Source organism: Pseudoalteromonas sp. BSi20480 (genome assembly GCF_000241365.1).
Taxonomy (GTDB): domain Bacteria; phylum Pseudomonadota; class Gammaproteobacteria; order Enterobacterales; family Alteromonadaceae; genus Pseudoalteromonas; species Pseudoalteromonas marina.
Genome location: NZ_BADX01000153.1, coordinates 45,142 through 55,344, shown reverse-complemented (window position 1 = coordinate 55,344; position 10,203 = coordinate 45,142). Strand labels below are relative to the sequence as shown.

Sequence of the window (10,203 nt, the reverse complement as noted above, 5' to 3'; positions counted from 1 at the left end):
CGTCTCTTAAGCGAAGCGCCTCTTTGTGAACAGTGTTTTAGTTATTCAATACACTGACCTATGATAGGTAAAATTTGCTATGTGACTCTCTACCGCTGTGGGCACCACGACATTACGCAGGCTTAAAATTGTAGAGAGCCTGACTAGCGATAGTCGTTTTATTCTGTCTGGGGTTTAGTAAATAGCCAAAACCCCATGCCGAACTCAGTAGCGGTCGCTCTTGCACTTCCTGTGCTCCACGGTATTTGTATTCCTATACATTATATAAAACTGTGCGAAAGCAAGCCCTTCAGAGGCTGGCCCGATAAAACAGTTTTCTGTTTCCCTCGGCAGTAGCTAATAAAAGCTAGTATATTTTTAGAACTTAATACAGTTGTGTTGGCATTACTTTGAAGAGGATATGTCTTTTTAGAAGGTTTGGCTTTAGTTGCTCTCTTTTTGGCTGAGTGAATTTGTTTATAAATTTAGAGTTTCAATTAAATCAACATTGCATGAGAGGCTTAATCTATAAGGATCAATATGTCACAGTAACAAATATAATTTTGCTTTGTTACTTGCTTTGATTTAGGATCAAATTAGTTTAAAACCAAGAACTAACATACAGTGTATAGATTATTAATAAGCATAATATCCATTTTAATTTGTTTTTCTGTTTCAGCAGTTGAAGTCACTGATCTATATCAAGATATTTTAAAAGTTGATGATAAATCAAGAGATAGTAGATTAGCGGCAAGCCGTAAAGCTTTACTTAATGTTTTGGTAAAAGTAAGTGGTGATGAAACGGCGGATCAAAATCGATTAGCTCAACAGCGCACTAAAGATATCTCTGATTACTTGCTTAAATTTGAATACGATGAGCGTGCTGAAGGTCAGTTAAAATTAATTGTTAAATTTGAAGCACGAAAAATTAATGCGCTTATAAAAGAATTAAGTCTACCTTTATGGGGTTCACAACGTCCGTTAGTCGCTATTTGGCTAGGTATTGAAGATAATTGGCGAAGAGAGCTAGTAACACAAGAGAGCTATCCACAGCTTGAACAATTAATTTACGATAATGCCCGAAGACGTGGCTTACCTGTTGTTGTGCCATTACTGGATTTACAAGACAGACGTTTAGTAGGAATACCCGAGGTGTGGGGTAATTTCTCAGGGCCTATAGAAGAGGCGTCTCAGCGGTATAGTGCTGAAAGAAGTATTACGGCCAAAATGTACAAAGACAATAACAGTAATAACTGGGTTTTAGATTGGCGATTCACAAATGATGATTTGTTTGATGAAAATCGTTTAGTTGGTGATAAACAACAAATTGTTAGTCAAATGATAGATACACTAGCTAGAGGGTTAGCAAGTGAATACGCAATTGATCCCAATGCATACTACGAGCAAGCTTCAGCTATTTTAACTTTAAAAGGGGCCGAAAATTTTGTAGATGTCGAACTAGCTAAGAGACGTTTACAGAGTTTAAGTGTTGTTACACAGGTTACGATTGCTCGAAAAACGACTGAGTTTGTTGAATACAAATTGAATCATACAGGCGATGTTACAGATTTAAAAAAAGCGCTAGGTCTTGATTCTGCTTTTAAAGATTACGTTGATCCACGCGCTTTTTATCATGTTGTTGACAAAAACAGCCTTGAATATCAATGGATAAAACCATAGTGCTAAGTCATGAACCAATGCAAATGGCGTTGCCTGTTACTTTGCCAGATGACGAGACGTTTGCATCGTACTTTGGTGGTGAGGACTCATTAGAAGTTAATCATCTAAAAGCGAGCTTTTCTGAGTTGGCAAATTCATTTCAGTATACTTACTTGTGCGGATTGGGTGATTCGGGTAAGTCTCACTTGTTATACGCTACGTGCATAAAAGCGCAAGAACGTGGCCTTTCTAACATGTTACTTTCTATGCGAGAGGTTATCAATTTCGGCCCTATGGTCCTCGATGGACTGGAAGCGCTTGATGTATTGTGTATAGACGATGTCCACTTAGTTGCAGGCAACGATGCCTGGGAAAAGGCCCTGTTTAACTTTTTTAATCGCTTTAATGAACCCGGTAAAATGCTAGTCGTAACCGCAGACCTGTTACCAAATATGTTAAATATCTCACTTCCTGATTTAGAATCTCGTTTGACTTGGGGAACCACCTTTCAAATACGTTCAATGAGTGATGATGATAAAGCGCAGGCGCTTGTTAAGCGGGCACACATGCGTGGGCTTGAGTTAAGCGATGAATGTGCACGCTTTTTACTAACGCGTCTAAGTCGAGATATGCGTGCTTTACTCGATGTATTAGACAAATTAGATCATGCATCTATGGCCGCACAGCGAAAATTAACAATTCCCTTTATAAAATCAACGTTAAAGCTCTAGTAGGTCTAGAATCTAGACCCCGCTTTCAGTTATCATTAGTCAATTAAATTGTAATCACCTTCTGTGAAAGATCAGGTATCGAATGAACTTAGAAAATATATTAGCGCAAGCACTTGAGGCGGTAGCCAGTGCCAGTGAAATCGCGCAACTAGAAGAGATCAGGGTTAACTACCTTGGTAAAAAAGGCGAAATCACTAGCTTACTTAAAACACTGGGTAAAATTGCTCCTGAAGAACGCAAAGAAGCAGGGCAGGTAATTAACCAAGCTAAGCAAGATGTTCAAGCTGCAATTAACGATAAGCGTGAGCTTTTAGCAAGTAAAGCACTAGAAGAAAAGCTAGCCGCAGAAACAATTGACGTTACTTTACCTGGGCGTGTAATGCCAACAGGTGGATTGCATCCGGTAACACGAACAATTGAACGTATTGAAAGCTTTTTTGGTGAGTTAGGTTTTGAGGTTAAATCAGGCCCTGAGATTGAAGATGACTTTCATAACTTTGATGCATTAAATATCCCTGAGCATCACCCTGCGCGTGCTGATCACGATACCTTTTATTTCAATCCTAAATTAGTACTGCGTACACAAACAAGTGGCGTGCAAATTCGTACTATGGAAACAGAGCAGCCACCGCTACGAATTATCTCACCTGGGCGTGTTTATCGTAACGATTACGATCAGACACATACACCTATGTTTCATCAGGTAGAAGGGTTAATGGTTGATACCGATGTAAGCTTTACTGAGCTTAAAGGTATATTACATGACTTTTTGCGTAACTTTTTTGAAGAAGATATGGAAATTCGTTTCCGTCCTTCATTTTTCCCATTTACAGAACCTTCAGCTGAAGTAGATGTGATGGGCAAAGACGGCAAATGGTTAGAGGTACTAGGCTGTGGCATGGTACATCCAAACGTTCTTAAGTCTGTAGGTATTGATCCAGAAAAATACACTGGTTTTGCATTCGGCATGGGCGTAGAGCGCCTAACAATGTTGCGTTACGGCGTAAACGATTTACGTGCATTTTTCGAAAATGACTTAAAATTCCTAAACCAGTTCCGTTAAGAGTGAAGCAATAAAATGAAATTTAGTGAAAAGTGGTTAAGAGAGTGGGTTAATCCTGCTATTGATACGCAAGCTCTGTCGGAACAGCTTTCTATGGCTGGCCTTGAAGTTGACGGCGTTGAGCCAGCTGCAGCCAAATTTAATGGTGTGTTAGTAGGCGAAGTTGTTGAATGTGGTCAACATCCTGATGCGGATAAACTTCGCGTTACTAAAATTAACGTAGGTGGCGATGAGCTGCTTGATATCGTGTGTGGTGCGCCAAACTGTCGTGAAGGAATTAAAGTCGCGGTTGCAACCGTTGGTGCAGTATTACCTGGCGATTTCAAAATTAAAAAAGCAAAACTTCGCGGTCAGCCTTCACACGGTATGTTATGTGCATTTGACGAGCTAGGCATTAGCGAAGAAGGTGACGGCATAATGGAGTTACCGAGTGATGCACCCATTGGCGCGGATTTACGTGACTATTTAAGCCTTGACGATAACATTATTGATGTTGATTTGACACCAAACCGTGGTGACTGCCTTGGTATTAAAGGTCTTGCTCGTGAAGTAGGCGTTTTAAACAGCATTGATGTAAACGTATTAGAAATTCCCGTTGTTGCTCCAACAATTGACGACAAAGTATCAATTGAGCTAGTGAACGAAGATGCATGTCCTCGATACTTAGGTCGTGTAATAAAAGGTATAAATCTTGATGCAGAAACACCGTTATGGATGGTTGAAAAATTACGTCGTAGTGGCGTTCGTTCAATCGATCCGGTTGTTGATGTAACTAACTATGTATTACTCGAACTTGGTCACCCTATGCATGCATTTGATTTAAGTGCAATTGAAGGTGGCATTAAAGTACGTAGTGCAAATGCAGATGAAGAACTAGTATTGCTTGATGGTAATACAGCTAAATTAAACGAGTCTACACTCGTTATAGCAGATAATGATAAAGCACTTGCCATTGCTGGTATTTTTGGTGGTGAGCAATCAGGTGTTACTGAAAAAACAACAGACATACTGCTTGAAAGTGCGTTCTTTAATCCGGTAGCAATTGCTGGGCAAGCACGTAGTTACGGCCTACATACTGATGCATCACATCGTTATGAACGTGGAGTAGATTTTGCTCTACAACACGATGCAATGCAGCGTGCTACAGCGCTACTTCTTGAAATTGTGGGTGGTCAAGCAGGCCCTGTAGTTGAAGCCGTGGCGGCTGATAAGTTACCTAAGGTGACTGAAGTTCGTTTGCGTCGTTCGCGTTTAGACCGCGTAATAGGTCATCACATTGATGATGCTAAAGTAACTGATATTCTGACTCGCTTAGGTCTTGATGTTAAAGTAGAAAATGACAGCTGGAGTGCAGATATACCTAGTTACCGTTTTGATATTCGCATTGAAGAAGATTTGATAGAAGAAGTTGCACGCGTTTACGGTTACAACAGTATTCCAAATGTGGCACCAACTGCAAAACTTAAGATGACCACTCATAACGAAGCGAGCATTGCACTAAGCAAATTCCGCAATACGTTAGTAACACGTGGTTACCAAGAAGCAATTACATACAGCTTTGTTGACCCTAAGGCACAAGCTATTTTGCATCCTCAAAGTGACGCACTTGTTCTACCGCATCCTATTTCAATTGAAATGTCAGCAATGCGTGTTAGCTTAATGCCGGGTCTATTGGCGTCTGTTGCATACAACCAAAATCGTCAACAACCACGTATTCGTTTATTTGAGCATGGTCTTAAATTTATAAGCGATGAAAATGCAGAAAATGGTGTATACCAAGTGCCTGTTATTGGTGGCGCTATTACTGGTTTGGTTCATGGCGAACATTGGGTTGAAGAAAAGCGCAATGTCGACTTTTATGACTTAAAAGGGGATGTTGAGGCATTACTTGCGATCACTAACGATTTAAGTCGCTTTGAAATTAAAGCAGAGCAGTCAGATGGACTTCATCCGGGCCAGTCAGCTGTTATTTATGTTGACGGTAAAAAGGTTGGTTTTTTTGGTGCATTACATCCTCAAGCGCAAAAGTCGTTAGATATCAATAACGCAACTTTTGTATTTGAAATTGAAATGTCAGCAATTGAAAAAAGAAATTTACCACAAGCAGAAAGCGTGTCTAAATTTCCTTCAAACCGTCGCGACATCGCGATTTTAGTGGCCGACAGCGTTAAATCTGGTGATATTTTAAACGCTATAGAAAAAGTTGGCGGAAATCAATTGGTTGACCTAAACTTATTCGATGTGTATAAGGGCAAAGGTATTGAGCCAAATTATAAGAGTTTGGCGATTGCTCTAACACTGCAAGCGGTTGATAGAACACTCGAAGAGAAAGATATCAATCTAGTAGTTGATAACGTGGTGGCCGAATTGGCCGAAAAGTTTAATGCATCGTTGAGGGACTAGATATGGCGCTTACTAAAGCCGACATAGCTGAACACCTATTTGAAAAGCTCGGGATCAATAAAAAAGATGCCAAAGATTTAGTTGAAGCGTTTTTTGAAGAAATCCGCTCAGCGCTAGAAAAAGGAGAGCAGGTTAAGCTTTCTGGATTTGGTAACTTTGATCTTCGAGACAAAAAAGAAAGACCAGGGCGTAATCCGAAAACAGGCGAAGACATTCCTATTTCGGCGCGTCGTGTTGTCACCTTTAGACCGGGTCAAAAACTAAAGACTCGTGTTGAAGTGGGTACCAGCAAAGCAAAATAAAAAAAGGCAGCGAAAGCTGCCTTTTATTTATTCCTCGCTTAACTTTGCTTAAGCGGGGTTTATTATTATCTAAAATTCTCTAGGTGATACAAATTCACCTTCTAATACTTGTTGATAGGTTTGCTCGGCAAGTGAATTAAGTCCAGATAAGTTTTTACCAGTACTTAAGAGTTCCTGCTCTATTTCAAATAGATCTATATTTTCGATTCCCGACATTTGCGCTACTTTTGAAAATATATAAGCATGTTTAAATTTATCATGTTTATAAAACAGGCTGATAAGTGATGTGTACACCTCAGGATTGGGTATGCGCCCTTTTTGATTTAACTCGAGCGTTTTATAGAGCAAATCAATCGTTTTTTCGTCATCAAACTTAATGTAATACGACGCTAAAAAAAACTGCATTTCAGCACTTTGTGTAACACTCGGATCGTCTTCTATAGCCAATAGTTTATTTAATGCACCTTGATTATTGTTTCTGGACCAATGGTAATAAAGTAAACCGGGGTGATTTGTATCAATAGTGTCTTGATAAAGGCGCGTCATTTCTTTAATGCTAGTGAGTTGTCCATCTATGCGAGACGTCTTCTTAGCTTTGAGCTTTATGTGCTCAATTTTAGCCGCCAGTGTTATACATTGGTTGTATGTTTCAAATTCTTTTAATAATTGATATTTATTTTCATCCGTTGGCTCTTTGTATTCACTGTAACGCTTTAAGATAACTTCAGCACGCTCGTCTTTACAATGGCTGTCTTTGTTTAAATCAGAACAAAAGCCGGGTGTTTCCTTACAAACTTTTGCTAGCGTCACAGGTTCTTCACAACCCGCTAATGTTAGTAATCCAAGTAGTAAACTTGCTCTTTTTAGCATTCCTAAACCCCAAATAAATATCTACGCAGCCATTCTAGCGCAATCATTTAACGCCTAACAGTAGAGAATAACTTCAGATTAAATTAGAATAGCCGTGCCTGAAGTGCATTACTCTCAAAATATAGTGCACTTTTAAAGGCTATCCGTTCAAAATGATAAACTTAGGTAAATAAAATGACCTCATCTCACGAGTTAGAATACACAAATAGTTGGCAAGAGCGCCAAGATTACGCTGAAAGCATGCAACCTATCATTGGTAAACTTTACCGTAATCGTGGTATTGAAATTGCCGTATATGGCCGTCCTCTCGTAAATGCCAGTACTATTGAAATTATTAAATCTCACAAAACTGTTGCGCAATTTGAAGGCACAAAATTACGTTTACGTGAAAGCTTCCCGTTTTTAGAAGCAATCAGTAAAATGGAATTAAACTCTGCTCGCATTGATATTGGTAAGCTTGCATACAGCTATTTATACAGCGACGTTGCTAATGGCCGTTCAGTTGAAGAGTTCGTTAAAGATGAATTAGCAGAAATAGCCGATTCAACAGTGAAAGAACCTCGCGATGTAGTTCTTTATGGTTTTGGTCGTATTGGTCGTTTGCTTGCTCGCTTATTAATTGAAAAATCGGGTCCTTACGCCGATTTACGTCTACGTGCAATCGTTGTGCGTGGTGGTAAAGAGGGTGACCTTGAAAAGCGCGCTAGTTTATTACGTCGCGATTCAATTCATGGTCCATTTAATGGTTCAATCACCATTGATAAAGAGCGCAACGCAATTAAAGCGAACGGCAGTTACATTCAGGTTATTTATGCAAATTCACCTAGTGAAATTGATTACACCCAATACGGTATCGATAATGCGTTAATTGTTGATAACACAGGTATTTGGAAAGATGAAGCAGGCCTTGGTCAGCATTTAGAGTGTAAAGGTTCAGCTAAAGTATTATTAACAGCACCGGCTAAAGGCAATATTAAAAACATCGTATATGGTGTAAATAACCAAGATATTTTATCTGAAGATAAAATTGTCTGTGCAGCAAGTTGTACAACAAATGCAATCACACCAACATTAAAAGCGTTAAACGATAAGTTTGGTATTAATAATGGTCACGTTGAAACCGTTCACTCATACACAAACGATCAAAACCTAATCGACAACTATCACAAAGCCGAACGTCGTGGTCGTGCCGCAGCGCTTAACATGGTAATAACTGAAACAGGCGCAGCTAAAGCTGTATCTAAAGCATTGCCAGAGCTTGAAGGTAAGTTAACAGGTAACGCTATTCGTGTTCCTACACCTAATGTATCGCTTGCTATTTTAAACTTAAACTTAGCAACTAATACATCAGTTGAAGAACTAAATGCATTTTTACGCGATACAGCGCTGCACTCAGATTTACGTGACCAAATTGATTACACTGCATCAACAGAAATAGTGTCTACCGATTTAGTAGGTAGCCGTTATGCAGGTGTTGTTGACTCACAAGCGACAATTGTTGACGATAATCGTATTGTATTATACGTATGGTACGATAATGAATTTGGCTATAGCTGCCAAGTAGTACGTTGTATGCGAGATATGGCTGAAGTGTCATTCCCAAGCTTACCACGCTAATGTATATGTAGTATTTAAAAGCCAGCGTTTAGCTGGCTTTTTTAATGTGCAATCATTTTTAAAGTGTATGCCTTGTGCTACGCTTTGCTTATTAAAATACAGTGCGTGTTACAGTTATAAAATACACTGTATTTACTGCGAGTAGTATTATTCGTGGTGTTAGTTCTGCTAGTTAAAATGCAGATGGGCTTATTCAAATTAAAGGTTTTTTCATGAAAATCAGTAGTAATTTCGACAGTGGTAATATCAAGGTAATTGATGTAACCGATCCGCTTAATATTCAATTAGAGATTAATAACGACCACAACTCTGAATTTTATCAGTGGTTTCACTTTCGATTAGAAACAACGCCTTACCAATTACATAAGCTTAATATTAATCAGCTTGAAAAATCAGCATACCCAGATGGGTGGGAAGGCTATCAAGCAGTCGCATCTTACGATCGCCAAACATGGTTTCGTGTTCCATCAAACTATGAAAATGGCACGCTAAGTTTTGAAATAGAGCCAGAGTGCGGCAGTGTTTATTTTGCTTACTTCGCACCATATAGCTATGACCGCCATTTAGATTTATTGTCGTGGGCGCAAACGCAAGGTGCTTGCCAACTTCAAACATTGGGTGAAACACTTGATGGGCGCGATATGAGCGTATTAAAAATTGGCGAGCCAAGCGAAGATAAAAAAGTAATTTGGGTAACAGCACGCCAGCATCCAGGTGAAACTATGGCAGAGTGGTTTGTAGAGGGATTACTCCATAAGTTACTTGATGATGAAGACCCACATGCTGCTGCATTGTTATCAAAGGCTGTATTTTACATCGTGCCAAATATGAACCCAGATGGCAGTGTACGTGGTCATTTACGTACTAATGCTAAAGGTGTTAACTTAAATCGCGAATGGCAAACACCTAGTATGGAAAATAGCCCAGAAGTGTATTTAGTCCTCAATAAAATGCGCGAAACAGGCTTAGATATGCACCTTGATATTCACGGTGATGAAGCCATTCCTTATAACTTTGTTGCTGGCAGCGAAGGTATTCCAAGTTACGATGAGCGACTTAAAAATTTAGAAGACAGCTTTAAAGCGGCGTTATTAACAATAACACCGGAGTTTCAAGACGAACACGGTTACCCGAAAGATGAGGCAGGCCAAGCTCTATTAACCGTTGCATCGTCGGCAACGGCTGAAGAGTTTAAAGCGCTTACATACACAATTGAAATGCCATTTAAAGACAATAACGATTTACCAGATCCTGACTACGGCTGGTCAGATCGTCGCTCGTATCAGTTTGGTCAAGACACGTTAGCAGCCATTGTTAATGTGGTTGATACGCTAAGATAGAGTACTGATAAAAGGCATCAAATATTGATGCCTTTTTTATACACAAACTTAAAATTAATTAATATATAAAATCGTTTTATAAACCCCTCAACCAGCAGTCTATTTAAATTACTTTCTATAAACCTCCATTATATTCAAACAAACTAATTGCTGGTTAAATAACCCTCAAATAATACGTCGAAGCGCACGTTTTATCTGTAAATATGAAAATTAAGTGTTAACAAAGTTAGCTCACTTAA

Annotated in this window: 8 protein-coding genes; 7 read left to right on the top strand and 1 reads right to left on the bottom strand. The window is 39.2% G+C overall.

Annotated features, from left to right (window positions below):
* Positions 1–603 precede the first annotated feature (603 nt).
* The 5 genes from P20480_RS03385 (at position 604) to ihfA (ending at position 6,137) form a co-directional block, all read left to right on the top strand.
* A complete protein-coding gene (locus P20480_RS03385) occupies positions 604–1,659 on the top strand; it encodes a DUF2066 domain-containing protein (RefSeq protein ID WP_008132047.1) in 1,056 nt (351 codons plus the stop codon).
* Positions 1,659–2,369 (top strand): DnaA inactivator Hda, encoded by a 711-nt coding sequence (gene hda / locus P20480_RS03390; RefSeq protein ID WP_008132045.1) that lies wholly within the window; start codon positions 1,659–1,661, stop codon positions 2,367–2,369. Before P20480_RS03385 ends, hda begins: the two co-directional genes overlap by 1 nt.
* Positions 2,370–2,451: 82 nt before the next feature.
* Positions 2,452–3,432, top strand: coding sequence for a phenylalanine--tRNA ligase subunit alpha (gene pheS / locus P20480_RS03395; RefSeq protein WP_006794499.1), 981 nt, complete (start codon positions 2,452–2,454; stop codon positions 3,430–3,432).
* Positions 3,433–3,447: 15 nt separating this feature from the next.
* Entirely contained in the window at positions 3,448–5,835 is a 2,388-nt protein-coding gene (gene pheT, locus P20480_RS03400; RefSeq protein ID WP_008132042.1) for a phenylalanine--tRNA ligase subunit beta, read from the top strand.
* Positions 5,836–5,837: 2 nt separating this feature from the next.
* Positions 5,838–6,137 carry an integration host factor subunit alpha gene (gene ihfA / locus P20480_RS03405; protein ID WP_002960690.1) on the top strand — a complete coding sequence of 100 codons (300 nt, stop codon included), beginning with the start codon at positions 5,838–5,840 and terminating at the stop codon, positions 6,135–6,137.
* A 69-nt stretch (positions 6,138–6,206) separates the two neighbouring features.
* On the opposite strand, the gene P20480_RS03410 is transcribed toward ihfA, so the two are convergent.
* Complete coding sequence (locus P20480_RS03410) at positions 6,207–7,007, bottom strand: DUF2989 domain-containing protein (protein WP_008132036.1); 801 nt, start codon at positions 7,005–7,007, stop codon at positions 6,207–6,209.
* 174 nt (positions 7,008–7,181) lie between these two features.
* Here P20480_RS03410 and P20480_RS03415 point away from each other — a divergent pair, with 174 nt between their 5' ends.
* Together P20480_RS03415 and P20480_RS03420 are read left to right on the top strand one after the other, a co-directional pair.
* Positions 7,182–8,624, top strand: coding sequence for a glyceraldehyde-3-phosphate dehydrogenase (locus tag P20480_RS03415; protein WP_008132034.1), 1,443 nt, complete (start codon positions 7,182–7,184; stop codon positions 8,622–8,624).
* Positions 8,625–8,836: 212 nt separating this feature from the next.
* Entirely contained in the window at positions 8,837–9,964 is a 1,128-nt protein-coding gene (locus P20480_RS03420) for a M14 family metallopeptidase (protein ID WP_008132033.1), read from the top strand.
* Positions 9,965–10,203: the final 239 nt, after the last annotated feature.